Annotated in this window: 20 protein-coding genes; 6 read left to right on the plus strand and 14 right to left on the minus strand. The window is 68.5% G+C overall.

Annotated features, from left to right (window positions below):
- Nucleotides 1-234 precede the first annotated feature (234 nt).
- Together ACIBK0_RS35590 and ACIBK0_RS35595 are read right to left on the minus strand one after the other, a co-directional pair.
- Complete coding sequence (locus tag ACIBK0_RS35590) at nucleotides 235-1,560, minus strand: PhoH family protein (RefSeq protein WP_399088948.1); 1,326 nt, start codon at nucleotides 1,558-1,560, stop codon at nucleotides 235-237.
- A 298-nt stretch (nucleotides 1,561-1,858) separates the two neighbouring features.
- Nucleotides 1,859-2,632 (minus strand): isoprenyl transferase, encoded by a 774-nt coding sequence (locus ACIBK0_RS35595; protein ID WP_399088950.1) that lies wholly within the window; start codon nucleotides 2,630-2,632, stop codon nucleotides 1,859-1,861.
- 174 nt (nucleotides 2,633-2,806) lie between these two features.
- Between ACIBK0_RS35595 and mgrA the strand changes: the two genes are divergently transcribed.
- Both mgrA and ACIBK0_RS35605 read left to right on the plus strand, forming a co-directional pair.
- Complete coding sequence (gene mgrA, locus ACIBK0_RS35600) at nucleotides 2,807-3,844, plus strand: L-glyceraldehyde 3-phosphate reductase (RefSeq protein ID WP_399088952.1); 1,038 nt, start codon at nucleotides 2,807-2,809, stop codon at nucleotides 3,842-3,844.
- 431 nt (nucleotides 3,845-4,275) lie between these two features.
- Nucleotides 4,276-4,611 carry a DUF192 domain-containing protein gene (locus tag ACIBK0_RS35605; protein ID WP_399088954.1) on the plus strand — a complete coding sequence of 112 codons (336 nt, stop codon included), beginning with the start codon at nucleotides 4,276-4,278 and terminating at the stop codon, nucleotides 4,609-4,611.
- A 204-nt stretch (nucleotides 4,612-4,815) separates the two neighbouring features.
- On the opposite strand, the gene ACIBK0_RS35610 is transcribed toward ACIBK0_RS35605, so the two are convergent.
- Nucleotides 4,816-5,178, minus strand: coding sequence for a winged helix-turn-helix transcriptional regulator (locus tag ACIBK0_RS35610; RefSeq protein WP_399088956.1), 363 nt, complete (start codon nucleotides 5,176-5,178; stop codon nucleotides 4,816-4,818).
- Nucleotides 5,179-5,273: 95 nt separating this feature from the next.
- Here ACIBK0_RS35610 and ACIBK0_RS35615 point away from each other — a divergent pair, with 95 nt between their 5' ends.
- The gene (locus ACIBK0_RS35615) at nucleotides 5,274-6,425 is read left to right on the plus strand and encodes a winged helix DNA-binding domain-containing protein (protein WP_399088959.1); all 1,152 of its coding nucleotides are present in this window, start codon (nucleotides 5,274-5,276) and stop codon (nucleotides 6,423-6,425) included.
- 3 nt (nucleotides 6,426-6,428) lie between these two features.
- On the opposite strand, the gene ACIBK0_RS35620 is transcribed toward ACIBK0_RS35615, so the two are convergent.
- Complete coding sequence (locus ACIBK0_RS35620) at nucleotides 6,429-7,202, minus strand: class I SAM-dependent methyltransferase (RefSeq protein ID WP_399088961.1); 774 nt, start codon at nucleotides 7,200-7,202, stop codon at nucleotides 6,429-6,431.
- Between the two features lie 86 nt (nucleotides 7,203-7,288).
- Here ACIBK0_RS35620 and ACIBK0_RS35625 point away from each other — a divergent pair, with 86 nt between their 5' ends.
- On the plus strand, nucleotides 7,289-7,801 hold the full coding sequence (locus ACIBK0_RS35625) for a DinB family protein (RefSeq protein ID WP_399088963.1): 513 nt from the start codon (nucleotides 7,289-7,291) through the stop codon (nucleotides 7,799-7,801).
- A 30-nt stretch (nucleotides 7,802-7,831) separates the two neighbouring features.
- Here ACIBK0_RS35625 and ACIBK0_RS35630 read toward each other — a convergent pair whose 3' ends face one another.
- The 4 genes from ACIBK0_RS35630 to ACIBK0_RS35645 all read right to left on the minus strand — a co-directional run bounded on the left by ACIBK0_RS35630 (nucleotide 7,832) and on the right by ACIBK0_RS35645 (nucleotide 10,626).
- Nucleotides 7,832-8,287: a GNAT family N-acetyltransferase gene (locus tag ACIBK0_RS35630; RefSeq protein ID WP_399088965.1), complete on the minus strand. Its 456-nt coding sequence runs from the start codon at nucleotides 8,285-8,287 to the stop codon at nucleotides 7,832-7,834.
- A gap of 58 nt (nucleotides 8,288-8,345) precedes the next feature.
- Nucleotides 8,346-9,218: an LLM class flavin-dependent oxidoreductase gene (locus tag ACIBK0_RS35635; RefSeq protein WP_399088967.1), complete on the minus strand. Its 873-nt coding sequence runs from the start codon at nucleotides 9,216-9,218 to the stop codon at nucleotides 8,346-8,348.
- 40 nt (nucleotides 9,219-9,258) lie between these two features.
- Entirely contained in the window at nucleotides 9,259-9,834 is a 576-nt protein-coding gene (locus ACIBK0_RS35640; RefSeq protein WP_399088969.1) for a dihydrofolate reductase family protein, read from the minus strand.
- Between the two features lie 288 nt (nucleotides 9,835-10,122).
- Nucleotides 10,123-10,626, minus strand: coding sequence for an ATP-binding protein (locus ACIBK0_RS35645; protein ID WP_399088971.1), 504 nt, complete (start codon nucleotides 10,624-10,626; stop codon nucleotides 10,123-10,125).
- A gap of 316 nt (nucleotides 10,627-10,942) precedes the next feature.
- Here ACIBK0_RS35645 and ACIBK0_RS35650 point away from each other — a divergent pair, with 316 nt between their 5' ends.
- Entirely contained in the window at nucleotides 10,943-11,794 is an 852-nt protein-coding gene (locus ACIBK0_RS35650; RefSeq protein ID WP_399088973.1) for a helix-turn-helix domain-containing protein, read from the plus strand.
- Nucleotides 11,795-11,802: 8 nt separating this feature from the next.
- Nucleotides 11,803-11,994 (plus strand): hypothetical protein, encoded by a 192-nt coding sequence (locus ACIBK0_RS35655; protein ID WP_399088975.1) that lies wholly within the window; start codon nucleotides 11,803-11,805, stop codon nucleotides 11,992-11,994.
- A 66-nt stretch (nucleotides 11,995-12,060) separates the two neighbouring features.
- Here ACIBK0_RS35655 and ACIBK0_RS35660 read toward each other — a convergent pair whose 3' ends face one another.
- The 6 genes from ACIBK0_RS35660 to ACIBK0_RS35685 form a co-directional block, all read right to left on the minus strand.
- Entirely contained in the window at nucleotides 12,061-12,969 is a 909-nt protein-coding gene (locus ACIBK0_RS35660) for a hypothetical protein (RefSeq protein WP_399088977.1), read from the minus strand.
- Nucleotides 12,966-13,109 carry a hypothetical protein gene (locus tag ACIBK0_RS35665; protein WP_399088979.1) on the minus strand — a complete coding sequence of 48 codons (144 nt, stop codon included), beginning with the start codon at nucleotides 13,107-13,109 and terminating at the stop codon, nucleotides 12,966-12,968. The genes ACIBK0_RS35660 and ACIBK0_RS35665 overlap by 4 nt, the downstream gene beginning before the upstream one ends.
- 137 nt (nucleotides 13,110-13,246) lie before the next feature.
- Nucleotides 13,247-13,870 (minus strand): hypothetical protein, encoded by a 624-nt coding sequence (locus ACIBK0_RS35670; RefSeq protein ID WP_399088981.1) that lies wholly within the window; start codon nucleotides 13,868-13,870, stop codon nucleotides 13,247-13,249.
- Nucleotides 13,867-14,508 (minus strand): hypothetical protein, encoded by a 642-nt coding sequence (locus tag ACIBK0_RS35675; protein ID WP_399088983.1) that lies wholly within the window; start codon nucleotides 14,506-14,508, stop codon nucleotides 13,867-13,869. The genes ACIBK0_RS35670 and ACIBK0_RS35675 overlap by 4 nt, the downstream gene beginning before the upstream one ends.
- Nucleotides 14,509-14,517: 9 nt before the next feature.
- Nucleotides 14,518-15,780, minus strand: a complete 1,263-nt coding sequence (locus tag ACIBK0_RS35680; RefSeq protein ID WP_399088985.1) for a hypothetical protein — start codon at nucleotides 15,778-15,780, stop codon at nucleotides 14,518-14,520.
- Nucleotides 15,777-16,082, minus strand: coding sequence for a hypothetical protein (locus ACIBK0_RS35685; RefSeq protein WP_399088987.1), 306 nt, complete (start codon nucleotides 16,080-16,082; stop codon nucleotides 15,777-15,779). The genes ACIBK0_RS35680 and ACIBK0_RS35685 overlap by 4 nt, the downstream gene beginning before the upstream one ends.

The following is a 16,082-nucleotide window of genomic DNA, read 5'->3' on the forward strand; positions in this document are numbered from 1 at the left end:
CCGCTGGGGGTACAGGTGTGTCGTATGCGGGGCCTGACAGGAGTGAGACTCTGCCGTAACCCCACGCCGCAAGGCAATTCTGCGTTGCGTGTGAAAGCTCACACCTCGTTTGCCTCAGGAGTTTTCCGGAAACGAGCACACGCCAAGACGCCGCCCGGCTAGGCTCTTCGCCTTTGCCGGACGGCGCCAACTACCGTGTATCCACCATCCTTTGACCAGGTGGGGTGAGTCGGGTCAGATCTGACCGTCCTCCAGCATTTCGGTCACAAGGGCAGCAATCCGGGACCTCTCGGACCGATTGAGGGTCACATGCGCGAAGAGCGGATGGCCCTTCAACTTCTCGACGACGGCAACCACTCCGTCGTACCGGCCGACGCGCAGATTGTCCCTTTGTGCCACGTCATGGGTGAGAACAACCCGTGAATTGGCGCCGATTCGGGACAGAACGGTCAGCAGTACATTCCGTTCCAGCGACTGGGCCTCGTCCACGATCACAAAGGCGTCGTGGAGGGAGCGGCCGCGGATGTGGGTGAGCGGCAGAACCTCCAGCATGCCGCGCGCGGTGACCTCCTCGATGACCTCGCGGCTGGTGACCGCGGAGAGGGTGTCGAAGACCGCCTGCGCCCAGGGGCTCATCTTCTCGGACTCGGAGCCGGGCAGATAGCCGAGCTCCTGCCCGCCCACCGCGTACAGCGGCCGGAAGACCATCACCTTCTGGTGCTGGCGCCGCTCCAGGACGGCCTCCAGGCCCGCGCAGAGCGCGAGCGCGGACTTGCCGGTGCCGGCCCGGCCGCCCATCGACACGATCCCGATGTCGGGGTCGAGGAGCAGATCAAGGGCGATGCGCTGTTCAGCACTCCTCCCCTTGATGCCGAACGCCTCCCGATCGCCGCGTACGAGACGGACGTTGCCCTCGGACGTGACGCGCCCCAGCGCCTTGCCGCGCTCCGACTGGATGGTCAGGCCCGTGTGCACCGGCAGCTCGGCCGCCTCGGGGACATAGGCGTGGCCCACGTCGAAGAGGACGTCCACCTGCTCACCCGAGAGGGTCAGCTCGGACATTCCGGTCCAGCCGGAGGAGCCCGTGATGGCGAGCTCCGCGCGGTACTCCTCGGCGAGGAGCCCGACGGACGAGGCCTTGATCCGGAGCGGCAGGTCCTTCGACACGACCGTGACGTCGTACCCCTCGGCCTGCAGATTGCGGGCGACCGCGAGGATCCGGGAGTCGTTGTCCCCCAAGCGGTACCCGCTGGGCAGCACGCTGGGGTCCGAGTGATTGAGCTCGACGCGTACGGTCCCGCCGAGGTCCCCGATCGGGATGGGCGAGTCGAGGCGGCCGTGCCGCACCCGGAACTCGTCGAGCAGGCGCAGTGCCTGCCGGGCGAAGTAGCCGAGTTCGGGATGGTGCCTCTTGGCCTCCAGTTCCGTGACCACGACGATCGGAAGCACGACCTCGTGCTCGTCGAAGCGGCTCAGGGCATTCGGGTCGGCCAGCAGGACGCTGGTGTCGAGAACATAAGTGCGCCGGTCTGGCTTGTGGCGCTTTGCGCTGGTCACCACGGAAGGACGTACCCCCTCGGATGAGGTCGGGGAGCGACGGAGAGGAGCTGGACCGGTCCTGGCCGCATTGCGCGGGCCGGAAACCGGCCCCCCGTCTCGTCCGTACTGACCGCACGGTCGGGCTGGTGCAAAGGGCCTCCCGGGCGGACGGCCCCGTGCCGTCCGCTGAGATCCGACACCCGTGGTTCGGGCATCGACCTGGAAGGCTTATGCCCTCGAACAGGCCACGCCATGCCACGGCATATGACGGCGCGTTCGTTAACTCCTGGTGACGTACGGTCCCCGGGTGCCGGTGGGATCAGCCACCGTAACGACGGTGTCGCGCCGCGTAATCGCGCAGGGCACGCAGGAAGTCGACCTTTCGGAAGGCCGGCCAGAAGACTTCGCAGAAGTAGTACTCGGAGTGGGCGGTCTGCCAGAGCATGAATCCGGACAGCCGTTGCTCGCCGCTGGTCCGGATCACCAGGTCGGGGTCGGGCTGGTCGCCGGTGTAGAGGTGCTTGCCGATGAGGTCGATGTCGACCGTGTCGGCGAGGTCCTCGATCGAGGTGCCCTTCTCATGGGCGTCGAGGAGCATCGAGCGGACGGCGTCGGCGATCTCCTGCCGGCCGCCGTAGCCGATGGCGACGTTGACGAGTATCCCGTCGACGTGCGCGGTGGACTCCTCGGCCTCCTTCAGTACCGTCTGCATCCCCGAGGGCAGCAGGTCGGGCGTGCCCACGTGGTGCACTCGCCAGCGGCCGTCGGCGGCGAGGGTGCGGACGACTCCCTCGATGATGCCGAGCAGCGGGCCGAGCTCCTCCTGCGGGCGGTCGAAGTTGTCCGTGGACAACAGCCACAGGGTGACGACCCCGACATCGGTCTCCGAGCACCAGCCGAGGAATTCCTCGATCTTGTCGGCGCCGGCGCGGTGGCCCTGGGCCGTGGTCGAGCCCGCGGCCTTCGCCCAGCGCCGGTTGCCGTCCATGATGACCCCGATGTGCTTGGGCACCTGGTCGTGGTCGAGGTGGCCTTCCACCCTGCGTGCATAGAACCTGACCAGCAGACGGCGCAGGTTGTCGCGCAAGGTCACGTGTTGTCAGCCCCTCCGTGCGGGTCGGACAGGCGCGAGCGAGCACAGTCCCTGTCCGTATGGCGGTCCCCCGGGCCGAAGCCTACCCCCGGAGCGTGTCCTCCCGGGGAGCACCCCGGGCCCCCGGCCGAGCCCTTGCGCGGGGTGTCAGTGACTTGTCGTAGTTTCCTCTGCATGAACGACACGTCTGTATACCGCGCCGCAACGGACCGGTACGACTCCATGGAATACCGGCGTACGGGCCACAGCGGACTCAGGCTGCCCGCCGTCTCGCTCGGCCTGTGGCACAACTTCGGTGACGACCGCTCGCTGGACTCCCAGCGCGCGATCCTGCGCCGCGCCTTCGACCTGGGCGTCACCCACTTCGACCTGGCGAACAACTACGGACCGCCACCCGGCTCGGCCGAGCTCAACTTCGGCAAGCTGCTGCAGCAGGACTTCGCTCCGTACCGTGATGAACTGGTCATCTCGACCAAGGCGGGCTACCTCATGCACCCCGGCCCGTACGGCGAATGGGGCTCCCGCAAGTACCTGCTGTCGTCCCTGGACGCATCGCTGAAGCGGATGGGCGTCGACTACGTCGACATCTTCTACTCGCACCGCTTCGATCCGGACACTCCGCTGGAGGAGACGATGGGCGCGCTCGCGTCCGCGGTCCAGCAGGGCAAGGCGCTGTACGTCGGCGTGTCGTCCTACACCAGCGAGCAGACCGCCGAGGCTGCCCGGATCCTCACCGACATGGGTGTGCGTCCGCTCATCCACCAGCCCTCGTACTCCATGATCAACCGCTGGACCGAGGACGACGGACTGCTCGACACGCTCGAGGACGCCGGCATGGGGTGCATCTCCTTCGTGCCGCTCGCGCAGGGCCTGCTGACGGGCAAGTACCTCGAGGGAATCCCGGAGGGCTCGCGCGCCACGCAGGGCAAGTCGCTGGACCCGAACCTGCTGAGCGACGAGGTGGTGCGCCGGCTGAACGGGCTGAACGACATCGCGGCCCGCCGCGGTCAGTCCCTCGCCCAGCTCGCGCTCGCCTGGGTGCTGCGCGACGAGCGGATGACCTCCGCCCTCATCGGCGCGTCCAGCGTGGCGCAGCTGGAGGAGAACGTGGCGGCACTGGCGGCGCCGAAGCTCACGGACGAGGAGCTGAAGGAGATCGACACGTTCGCGGTGTCGACGCCGGGCACGAACATCTGGGCCGGTCGCAGCTGACGCAGGTCGGCGCACCCGCCACAGGTGGGCACTGAGTCACCGGGGTGGGTGTCGCCGGGGGCGGGGGCGCACGGGGGCGCCCGTCGGGCCACCGCGTGCGGGCACAAAAAACGGGCCGGTCCGTGGGGGGGAGACGGACCGGCCCGAGGGGGGGTTTCCACCATAACCCTTCGTAAGTGATGCTGCGTGCATCGGCGTGCCACAACTACTCTCCGAAATCGCCCGGCGACGCCCCGATGGGCCCGGAAGCCGGGATTCAGGGCCCGATCATGGCCGAATCACAGCGGATTCAAAGGGAATCGCGGAGGATGCGGGGAGATCCGATGGGTTTGCCCCCGGTTGCGATTTCCTCGCCGACTCGCCCTGACGTACTCCAGGCGGGTGATGCTCGCGGCGTACGCCCCCTTGACGCCACCGCTAACTTCGCAGCCATGGCCACCTTCACCACACCCGAGACGCCGGGGCCGGTGCCCCTCGAGCTCGCCGAGTCGGCGCACTCTCGGCGGCGCGGACTGCTCGGACGCGACGGGATCGAGGGCGCGCTGCTGCTGAGTCCGGCGAGCTCGGTACACACCGTGGGGATGCGGTTCGCGATCGACGTGGCCTATCTGGACCGGAAGTCGCGGGTCCTGGCGGTGCGGACGATGCGTCCGGGCCGGGTGGGGCTGCCGCGGCCGCGGGCCCGCTACGTCCTGGAGGCGGAGGCCGGGGCGATGGAGCGGTGGGGTGTACGGCGCGGGGTGCGGGTCACGGTCCACGAGGTGTGACGCTCTGTCAGGAAATGGGCGCAGCACCGCGCAGCCCCCTCCACTGCGCGGTGCCACACGCGCAGCTTTGCTCACGCGAATTACCTTGGTCTGAACTTACGTGAGCTGAACAGTCGGGGCGAGCCACCCTCGATAACGATGTGGAAACCCTGTGGAGATGTGGCCCGTGATGCCCGGCATGCGTCCGCGATACGGACGGCCGTCTCACGCGGAGTGGGCCCCATTGGGATGTTTTCGGTCAATCAGCTCACGCATGTGTCGATCACCCCATTCGCCCAGTGGCACCAGGGCCGCATTGAGCGTCTCGCCGAGGTCGGTCAGCGAGTACTCCACCCTGGGCGGCACCTCCCCGTACACCTCCCGGTGCACGATCCCGTCGGCCTCCAGCTCGCGCAGTTGCTGGCTGAGCACCTTCTCGCTGACCCCCGCGACATGGCGGCGCAGCTCCCCGAAGCGCAGCGTCCCGCCCGCGTGCAGCGCCCAAAGGATCATCGGCTTCCACTTGCCGCCGACGACATCCACGGCGGCGTCGAGACCGCAGGTGTAGGGGCCCTTGCCCTTCGACATGGTCAACTCCTCGTCAGGTTCGGCAGGATGGCGCGCCATGAGGTTGCCCGGCACAGCGGACAGGATCTGACCTCTTTGCGGTCTAGCGTCGCCCCATGACCTTGAGGATCACATGGGACGAGGCGAGCGCGCGGCGCATGGAACGGCAGTTCCTGGCCGTTCCCGCGAAGGCCGGAACGGCGGTCGCCGAAGTGGTCGGGGCGATGCTCGGCGCGCACGCCCAGGTGCTGTCGGCGGCCGAGGTGTCAGTGGGGGTCCGGGCCGACGGGGTGACCCGGGCGGACGTGCGCGCGGCACTGTGGGAGGACCGCTCGCTGGTGAAGACATACGGCCCGCGCGGCACGCTGCACCTGCTCCCGTCCTCCGAACTCCCGCTCTGGACTGCCGCGTTGGCGGCCGTCCCGACCGGCCCCAGCCCGTTCCGGCCGGAGGTACGGCTCACCGACGCGCAGGCGGACGAGGTCGTCGCGGCGATCGGTGATGCCCTGGACGGCGCATCCCTCACCATCGACGAGCTGGGCGACGAGGTCGTCGCACGCACCGGGCCGTGGGCCGGCGACCTGGTGATGCCCGCGTTCCAGGGCATGTGGCCGCGCTGGCGCCAGGTGATGCACCGGGCGGGCCAGCGGGGAGCGCTGTGCTTCGGCCCGAACCGGGGACGCAAAGTGACGTACACACGCCCCCCGCGTTTCGAGCCGCTCGCTGCCGACCAGGGACTCTCCCTGCTCGTACGGCGCCATCTGCGCGCCTACGGGCCCGCGACGGCTTCGCACTTCGCCAAGTGGGCGGCGGCGCCCCGGGGTTGGGCTGCCGAACTGTTCGCTTCGCTGGCGGACGCGGGGGACATCGAGGAGGTCGACTTCGCGGGCGGTCCGGCGTGGGTGGCGGCCGGCGACACGGAGTTTCCCCAGGAGCCGGTGCGCGGGGTGCGGCTGCTGCCGTACTTCGACGCGTACGCCATTGGCTGTCAGCCGCGTGAGGTGCTGTTCCCGGGTGCGGCGTACGAGCGCGCGCTCGCCGGCGGGCAGGCCGGGAACTACCCGGTGCTGCTGGTCGACGGCGTGGTCGCCGGGGTCTGGCACCAGCGGCGCCAGGGACGCCGCACAAGGGTCACGGTGGAGCCGCTGGGACAGCTGACGCCCGCGCGGGAGCGGGAGTTGGCACAGCAGGTGGAGCGGGTCGGCGAAGTTCTCGAGGCGAAGCCGGAGTTGGTGGTGGGGAAGGTGACGGCGGGACCCCATGCGTGACCCTCACGCCGCCGGCTTGCGCGCCTCGATCAGGAAGCGGGTGCTGTGGGCGACGAACCGGCCCTTCGCCTCGATCTCCTCGTGCAGCGCGCGGAGCGTGGGCCGGTACTGGTCGACGGTGAAGCCCGGCACCATCCAGATCACCTTGCGCAGGAAGTGGACGACGGCTCCGATGTCGTAGAACTCGATGCGCAGCCGCTCCGCGCGCAGGTCCACGACTTCGAGCCCGGCGGCCTCCGCGGCGACGCGGGCGCGGTCGGGGTGACGGGCGTTCTTGATGTCGTCCCGCTGCGGGCCGAGGAAGTACTCGACGAGTTCGAAGACGCTCGCGGGGCCGATCTGCTGCGAGAAGTACGTGCCTGCCGGGCACAGTACGCGGGCGATCTCGTCCCAGTACGTCCGTACCGGGTGCCGGCTGGTGACCAGGTCGAAGACCTCGTCCGCGAACGGCAGCGGCGCGTCCTCCGGGGAGGCGACGACCACGACGCCACGCGGGTGCAGCAGGGCCGTGGCCTTGGCGACGTTCGGTGGCCACCCCTCGGTGGCGGCGGTGAGCGGGGGCAGCTTCGGCGCGGAGTCGAGGACTTCGCCGCCGCCGGTCTGGATGTCGAGCGCGGCGGACGCGCGAGCCAGCCGCTCCCCCATCGCCCGCGCATACCCCCACGAGGGCCGCTCCTCGGTCGCCCGGCCCTCGAACCAGGAGAAGTCCCAGCCGTCGACGGACGCGGCCTCGGCTTCGGCGACGAGCTCTTCGAAGGTGCGGGCGGTGGCGGTCATGGCGGCGATCGTCTCAACGGCCGCGCACGGACGCGAGGGATTTTCCTGCGCCGGGCATTGTCGGTGCCCGCTGCTACGTTCCGGGCATGACGACGAGTCCAGGGGCCGTCCGGGTGCCGTACACCGGTGGCGAGAAGGAAAGTCTGCACGCGAGTCTCGACCGGCATCGGGACGCGGTGCTGTGGAAACTGGAGGGCCTCGACGACGAGCAGGTACGACGCGTGATGACGCCGTCGGGCACCAACCTGCTGGGCCTGGTGAAGCACCTCGCATCCGTCGAGTACGGGTGGTTCTGCACGACGTTCGGGCGCGAGACCGAGCCGCTGTGGTTCGACCCGTTCGCCGGGGAGGACATGAGGGCGGGCCAGGGCGAGACGACGGCCCGGATCGTCGAGTTCTACGGCCGCGCCCGCGCCGCCGCCGACCGCACCATCTCCGAGCTGCCCCTCGACGACCTGGGCACGTCGTGGAACGGCACGACTGTCTCCCTGCGCTGGGTCCTGATCCGCATGATCGAGGAGACGGCCCGGCACGCGGGGCACATGGACATCGTGCGGGAGCTGATCGACGGGAGTGCGGGGGATCACCGGCCGGGGTGATCGGAGTGCGGCGGGAGCCTCAGGCGGGCGTCATGCGTCGAGCACGAGCAGGGCGTGGTCGTTCTCGCCGTGGCGGACGGTCCCCGCGTGCTGGAAGCCGTGCCTCTCCAGGAGGCGTACCGATGCGGTGTTCCCGATGAACGGGTCGGCGTACAGGGGCCGGTTCTTCTCTGCGCGCAGGAAGAGGAAGAGGGCCCGGGTGCCGATGCCGCGGCCCCAGTAGGAACGGCCGAACCAGTAACCGATGTACCGCCGTTGCCCCTCCCACCAGGCGACGATGGAGCCGGCCGGTTCGCCGTCGACGGTGACCGTCCGGACGAAGACGGTGCTGTCGCCGAGGATCTTCGTGGCCCAGTGGGTCATGAAGGCCTCCCGCTCCCGGGAGGGAAACCTCGAACGCCGCACCGCCTCCGCGTCCAGTTGCTGCTCGTAGAGCGTCTCCAGATCGGCCTCGGTCACGTCCCTCAGACGTACGTCCGCATCCATGCCCACCGAGTGTGGCACCGGCCACTGACACTCACCCGCGACCGCAGGACTGGCCTGCTCAGGGGATCAGCGGGCGCACTTCCTCGGCCACGAATCGTACGAACTGCTCGGGATCCGGTTCGTCTGCGGTGGGCTGGAGGACGACGGTGTCGGCCCCGGCGTCCACGAGCCGCTGGACGGCTTTGGCCACGGCGCCCGCGTCACCGGCGACGCCGTGCTCCGGGACCGGATCCTCCCCGTTGGCCTCGATCTCGGCGCGCAGCCGGGCGGCGGCGTCGGGGCCGGTGGCGGCGTGGAGGTAGACGACGATCCGGTGGCGATCGGTCCGCCCCGCCGCCTTCCGCCCCTCATCGATGAGTCGGCGTGCCCGCCGTACCCCTTCGGGCGTGGTGGAGGCGGTGAGGATGGTGCCGTCGGCGGCCTCGCCGGAGAGCCGGAGCGTACGGGGCCCGGTGGCGCCGGCGAGGACCTCGGGCGCCCCGGCGGGCGGCCAGTCGAGGGCGACACCGTCGAGCTTCACGTACCGCCCGTCGGTGGTGACCCGCTCCCCCCGCAGCAGTGCGCGCAACGCGTCGAGGTGCTCGCGCAGCAGCGTCACGGGCGACTCGGCCCGCGCCCCGACCTGCCCCATCCAGTCCTGCACGCCGTGGCCCACGCCCACGACGGCCCGCCCCGGGAACAGCCGGTGCAGCGTGGCGGTCTCCATCGCGGTGACGGCGACGTTCCGCAGCGGGACGGGCAGCAGCCCCACCCCGACGCGTACGCGTTCGGTCCAGGCGAGGGCGGCCGCGGCAGCGGAGATCCCTCCTTCGAGGAAGCAGTCCTCCCACAGCCACAGCTCCTCGAGGCCCGCCTCGTCCGCGACGCGCGCGAGGGCACGGAGCCGTTCGGGAGGTAGTTGGGGTCGGAACACAGCGCCGAGTCCAGTCATGCGCACTTCCTACCCAGGGCCCGCCTCCAGAACAACCGCTTTACGACGCGGCGGCGTTGGCACGTTCGTACCGCAGCTGTACGACACCGTTGCCGAATACCCTCGCCTCGATGAGCCGGAGCCGGGTCAGGGCGTCGGCCTCCGGGAACAGCGGTTTGCCACGGCCGAGGAGCACCGGATGGACGTACACCCAGAACTCGTCCACGAGATCGTGACGCATGAACTCGGCGGCGAGGTCGGCCCCGCCGAGCCCCAGATTCCCGCCCGGCTGCTCCTTGAGCTCGCGGATCTCCTCGGGCACGACCTCCCGCACGATGGTGGTGTGCCCCTCGCCGCGCTGCAGCGTGCGCGAGAACACCACCTTGGGCATGTTCCGCCAGATCCCGGCGAACTCGACCACCTCGGGCGTACTGTCCGGATCCTTGTCCGCCGTCGGCCAGAACCCGGCCATCAGCTCGTACGTCACCCGCCCGGACAGCAGAGCGCCCATCTCCCGGATCTCGCGATTGAAGTGCCGGTGCAGCTCGGCATCGACCATGTGCCAGTCGATCTCACGGTTCGGCCCCTCGATGTACCCGTCGAGGGACACCGACATCATCAGCACAATCTTCCTCATAACGAACCTCCGACGTCGCGTGCGAGCCATCCCGGGGCATGGTGACACCAGGCCCCCCGCCCGACCAGGACGCGAGGAACCGTGTCGCTTCGCCCGCGACGCCGGCACGGGGCTCACGCCCACCGGAAGCCGGGCAGCGCACTCGACTCCTGCCCAACACACCGATCGGCAACTTTGGGCCATTTACCGGCCCCGGCCACCGAGCACAGCCTTGCCCCTGAACCCCGCCGGCCCGGATGCGCCGACCGGGCGACAGCCAGCACGTCACCGGCCTCTTCCCCGTCGACGTCATCCACGCGTGGGGTCCGACTCGGCAAAGACCCGGGCACCCACGCGAGGCACCACGGCCCACATCCGCGTGCCACCGCCCGGTTCGCGGGCCTCGCCGAAGCCCCAGTCGCCGTCAGTGGCCCGTACGACGCAGGCCAGGACGCGGAGGGACGCGCGACGGCGGACGTCACAGGCTGCGGCGAGGCGGGGGTTCGTATGGCGCGGGTGGCTGTCGTAGAGGATCACGCGGAGGGATCCGTCCCGGTAGCGAAGGGACATGTACACCTCGGCGGCGGACGCGAACCGGCAGGCGCAGGCGGCCAGTTCGGACACCGTCTGGACCGCCGCGTCCGTGATGTCGGACAGGCCGTGCGCCCGCAGGATCATACGGGTCGCGGCGCGGGCGATACACGGTGTGGTGCAGCTCGCAGGAAGCGTGAGGCTGTACGCGAGTGCTTCCGGGTCGGGCGGAGTGGGGCGGGCTTCGCCGGGGACCAGGCAGGTGGTGACGGTTCCGGGCATGAGCAACTCCCTGATGGCGTAGGGGTGTTGGACAGCAGCGCGAATTGACACGAATGACGTGACGCGAAGTGACGTGACCGCACGACCGGTGTGCCTGTCTCCCTGGCGCGGCCCACCCCTCCCAGGGCAGGAGGCTGCGGGCAGGCTCGCGCGATGCGCTTCCGACTGCGCCGTGCGTGAGCGATGCGTTACTCACTGTAGAACACGAAGGAGTACATGTACTACCTCTTCGCGGTAACAGCTCCTGCTCGCGGTGGACTCGCCGCAGCGGCGGAAGGCAGACTGACCCCCGTCGCCGGGTCGGACGGGAGAATGCATGGCGCCGAGAAGTGCACCAACGGAGCGTCAGCGGCGCCTCGGTACGGAGTTGCGCAAGCTGCGCGTCGCGGCCGGGATGACAACGGAGTACGCCGCCGGATTGCTCGGTGTCCCACGGACGAACGTGCCCAACATGGAGTCCGGCCGCTCCGGCATCAGCCCTGAACGTGTGCGCACCCTCGCGAGCAACTACGGCTGCGCGGACCAAGCGCTCGTCGAGGCCCTGGCCGCCATAGCCGCCGAGAGAGACAAGGGCTGGTGGGAATCCTATAGGGGCCAGCTCCCCGCCAGTTTCCTCGACATCGCCGAGTTGGAGTGGCACGCCAAGCGCCTGCACATCGCGCTGTCCGTGCACCTGCCGGGGTTGCTCCAGACCGAGGAGCACGCCCGCGCCGTCTTCGAGGCCGTGATCCCTCGCCTCCCGGAGACGGACATCGAAGTGCGGGTGGCCCAGCGAATGGACCGGCAGCAAGTCCTGGACCGGCCAGAGCCTCTGCCCCTGGACGTCATCGTGCACGAGGCTGCACTGCGGATGGAGTTCGGCGGAGCAACCGTGGCGCAGGGGCAGTTGGAACATCTGCTGCGCCTCTCCGAGCGGGAGAACATCTCAGTGCGGGTGATCCCGTTCAAAGCAGGCGGCTTCCCTGGGGCGGGGCAGTCGGTCGTCTACGCCGAGTCGGCCGTGCCGCAGCTCGACACCGTGGAGCTCGACAGCACCCATGGCCCTGAGTTCATCGATTCGGCGATGCAACTTCAAAAGTACCGGGCCCAGCTCGACGCTGCCGAGGCGGTGGCGCTCGCGTCGGACGCCTCGCGCGACTTCGTCCGTACCCTCGCCGACGACCTCTAGGAGACCATGTGCCGGACATCACCTGGGAAGCCCCCTTCTGCGGCGAAGGCGCGAACTGCTTCCGCATAGGCACCGACGACAACGGCAACGCCTACATCGCCCTTGCCGGCCAGGAGGACCACTACGTCACGGACACCCGCGAGGCGTTGGCCAACCTCATCCGGGACATCAAAGCCGGGAAGGCCGATCATCTGCTCTGATCGATCGGCGTCGCCAAGGAAGACGAGGCCCTCCGAGAGCCCGCCTGCTTACTGCCTTTCGCGGGCTCAGTCGCGCGGGACTTCGTCGACCACGGTCTCTCCGAAGCGCCACGAGCCCCGGTTGCCCGCCGCCTCCGCACGCAGGCCCATCTCCCAGGCGATCCGGGCCGCCCGCTGCTGCGGCACATCCGGATACTCCTCGGGGTGCACCTTGATGTAGCCGCGCCTGTCGGTTGGGTACGTGCGCAGGGCCTCGCGCAGCTTCTCCTCCTGCTCCTCCTGGGTGGAGTGATCGCCAGTGACGGCCTTGTACGCCTTCCGCACACCACTGGGCGGCTTCCGCGGGTCCCGCCGGCTCGCGGCATCCGACCCACGCCATGTCATCCAGCCGACTGCGCCGAGTGCGGCGAGTGCGAGCGCCCCTGAACCGAGCGCGTCACCCGTGGCATCCGCTTGACCCGGCGTCCGGGGGCGGAGTTCGCCCTCGGGGTCCTCGATCACCGTCAGCGCCTGGCCGACGTCGTAGCGGTCGGACGTAGTTTCCATCTCGGGGCCCGGGACGCGAGTGCCGTCCGGCCGCTCCATCGTGTAGTAGGAGTGACGGCCCTTGCGCCCCTGGGCAGGGTCGAGCCGTTCTTTCACGACCGTGGCCGTGACCGTCTCGCCCCGCTGCTGAAGCGTCAGGTCGTCGCGCGCCACGCCAATGACGTACGCGGACATCGCGGACGTGATCACGATGAACAGCGCCGCGTACGCACTCGACTCCCTGGCCCCCAGCTTCCGGATCAGCACGACGAGAATCACTCCGTGCACGATCCACAGGGGGACCTGGACAAGGGGCCCGAAGTCGTCCGCCAGGAGGAACATGCTTGCGATCACGGCGAACACGTAGCAGCTGACGCCGACCGACAACAGGACGGGGTAGCGGATGCGCCTCTTTCGTACCTCGTCCTCTGCCTCTGCAACGCTGCTCATGCTTGTTGCTCCGTTCCTCCGCCATCCGGGCCGCCGGGCTCCAGGGCGTCCTCCCCGCGCGATTCGTCCGCCGAGACCGACTTCATGATGCCGCTGAGTACATCGACGTACTCGGCCCAGTGGTCGATGTCCTGTGTCATGCCGCCCCGGGATCGGTCATCAGCGGCACCCAGAACTGCATCTGCCAGACCGTGGCGGGCACGGGTGCAAATGTGGCCCTCCCCGAACTGCCACGGTGAAGACGCGTGGACGCACACGAGAGGCGCTTCGCGAAGTCCTACTCCTCCGTGAAGCGAAGGCTCCGCAAGACACTGGCCATGATTGGTGCGTAGCACTTCTCCCAGTGGGCGATGTTCGGGGTGGAGAAGGCGAGAAGGCACATGCGTTGGCCATCTCCACCAGCCTGGGGCGAAATCGGAATGATGGCATGGAACTGGGCAGTGAGCAGCTCGATCTCCTCGCCGTTCGGGGAGAACAACGGCGGGAGCGTATAACTCTGGCCTCCCGTGAATACGGCTGCTGGTCCGCACGGAGCATCGATCACGGATCCCGCCCACTCCGGTCCTCGAGAATCCAGGACGCCGCGCAGCGTGCCACGGGCAGCTGTGGCGGGCTCGTGGCCGTACGGGAAGTCCACGACGGCGACTGCCAGCGAGCCCAGGGAAGGCTCGCCTTCGAAGGAGTGGAGGCAGTTGGCCGCGTACACCACACCGACCTCGCCGAGGAGGCGGGAGATCTGGTGCACGGCCCGGGCCATGTCCGTAAGTTTCTCTTGGTCCTCGTCGCTCGTCAGAGAGGCGTGTGCATTGCGCCTGTTCACGTCGGCCCACGCCGTCTCGAAGTCGGCACCTATGGGAATGTCTTCGAAGTCCACAGGCACTGAGAAGTCAACCCGGATCACAAACCGCTTCCTCCTGAGTCACCTTGCCTACCGCCTCCGAAGGGAGGAGGTGGGGGCGGAGGCCCCCACTGCTGGGACCGCTGCTGGCTGAACCGGGCCACCCTTTGCTGGTTGCGTTCGTACCAGCTCCTCATCAAGCGGGGAATCAGCGCCGCCACCACAGCCAACAAGCCAGCCATCACCAACAAAGCGATCGCGCCGCCGAGCGAATCACGTGCCACCCATGCAAGGGCGACGAAGCCGATGCTGAGAAGGGCTACGAAGATGACCAGCCCTCTCGAGCCGTTCGTTTCGAAGGCGGTCACGTTCCGCCGGGCGGCAGCCGCCTCCACGGGAGTGATCGGGCTGCCCAGGACACGCGGCATGGCGCCAGGGGCCCACGCTTGAGACAGCAGAGGGCCGCCGGCCCGGAGTCTGTCCAGTGTGCTCTGGGCTCTCTGACGTACGTCCGGTGAATCGTTGCGGAGATAGACCATCCGCCACTGTCCGCGGGTGACGAAGTCCGTCTCGTGGAGTTTGTAGCCCAACTCGAAGGCGATCGCCGCAATCCGGTCGCTCTGCATCACGTCGCGACCCCTGAGCGTGATTTCTGCGGTGCCTCGTCCGTCGAAGTACGCGAGGATTTGCTCATCCTTCATATCGGACCTTCACTTCTCCTGCTGTGCGGCACGGTCCTTCTCACTCCCAGCCTTCCAGGCGTTCTCAAAGGCCACGAAGAGGGGGCCTCCAGGAATTCCGAGCTCGACGGCCTGCCGACGGTTCTTCGGCACGAAGTAACCAAGCGCCGTCGGATCAGCGATGAAGGACGCGACCGTGTCCACCAGCCCGAAGTTGGCAGAGGCGTCAGCGGCACGGCTTCCGGCGACCACCGCGGTCACACCCTTGAACGCGAGGCCGACCGGGAGGGTGCCCAGGACATCCTGCGCCAGGGTTCGGTTGGATACCACGGAGTCGCCCCCTACGGCCCTGGCTGTGCCATGTAACGCCAGCGCCCCAAGGGCGAAAGCGCCCGATGCAATGCCCACCGCCTCTGCTCCGACGGCGAGGGGCGGAAAGAACGGGCTGAAGAAGAGCATCACGAGTGAGACTGCGCCAAGCACGGCGCTCACGGTCGCGAGCACGTCGCCCAGTGCGGCGATGGAATTGGCGTGTTCCGCAAGCCACTTGACCGCGTCGGCCACGGCCACGCTGACGGCCGCGGCAACAACGTCATCGATCGCGCCCAGGGCCTTCCCGATGTCCACGAGCGCGTCGCCCAGCTTGTCCATCAAGCCGGGCTCGTTCGGCGCAATGTCCATTGCCTTGTTGAGGCGCCGGGCGACGGCCTGGCCTTCCAGGTCGTAGTCACTGGCCAGTTTGCGGGCCTGGGCGCGTACCTGGTCGAGATCCGACTGTGCCGTGCTGGCGGCCAACTCCGCCGAGGACCTGTCCTTTTCGATCTTCTCCCGTTTGCGCGCCTCGGCATCATCCTTCGGCGGCAGGTCGAGCAGCGGTTTGGGCGGCAGCCCGGACAGCTTCCCCTTTGCCCCGTGCAGCGCGTCCTTGGCGTCCTGGGCCTGACTCTCCAGGGCCTCGGCCTTGCGCTGCCAATCAGGCATCGCGTCGGCCCAGTCCCTCAGCGCGCTCGCGGCCTTGCTGAAGGAGCGCTTCGCCGTATCTATCTTGGGCCGGAAATCGTCGTCGAACTGCTTGCGGAACTCCTCGGCGTGGCGCCCCTTCCAGTCACCTTCTCCCGTGCCGTGCAGGACATCGGAGATCTCGTCGAGGGCCTTGGCGGTTCGCTGCACGATGCCGGCTACGTGCTTGGCAGTGTGGGGCTCACCTGGGCATGGGACGAATTCGATGGCAGGGAACTGGTCCTTGAGCGGAGAGGTCTGTGTTGGCGAAGTCCACGAGAACAGGTCGCTCACGCGCACTCCTCCCGCGACTTCCTCAGCTCGTGCGCCAGTTTCGCGTCGATCTCCTTGAACTCTTTCTCGATCTTGTCGAGTGTCTTCACCGCCGCACCGGAGAACTTCTTGATCTGCTTGATCCCGTAGGACCACTCGCCCCCGAAGTCGTCCATGCGTGACGCCAGCGCCATCACGCCCATGGCGTTCCCATCGACCTCGTCCATCTCCTGACCAGGGCGCTCCATGAGGTCGCCGATGCTCTTGATGTTTTTGCGGACGCGGTCGAGCACGTCGATGTCGAGGTATATGTCGCTCATCAT

The sequence above is a fragment of the Streptomyces sp. NPDC050564 genome (genome assembly GCF_044457265.1).
Taxonomy (GTDB): domain Bacteria; phylum Actinomycetota; class Actinomycetes; order Streptomycetales; family Streptomycetaceae; genus Streptomyces.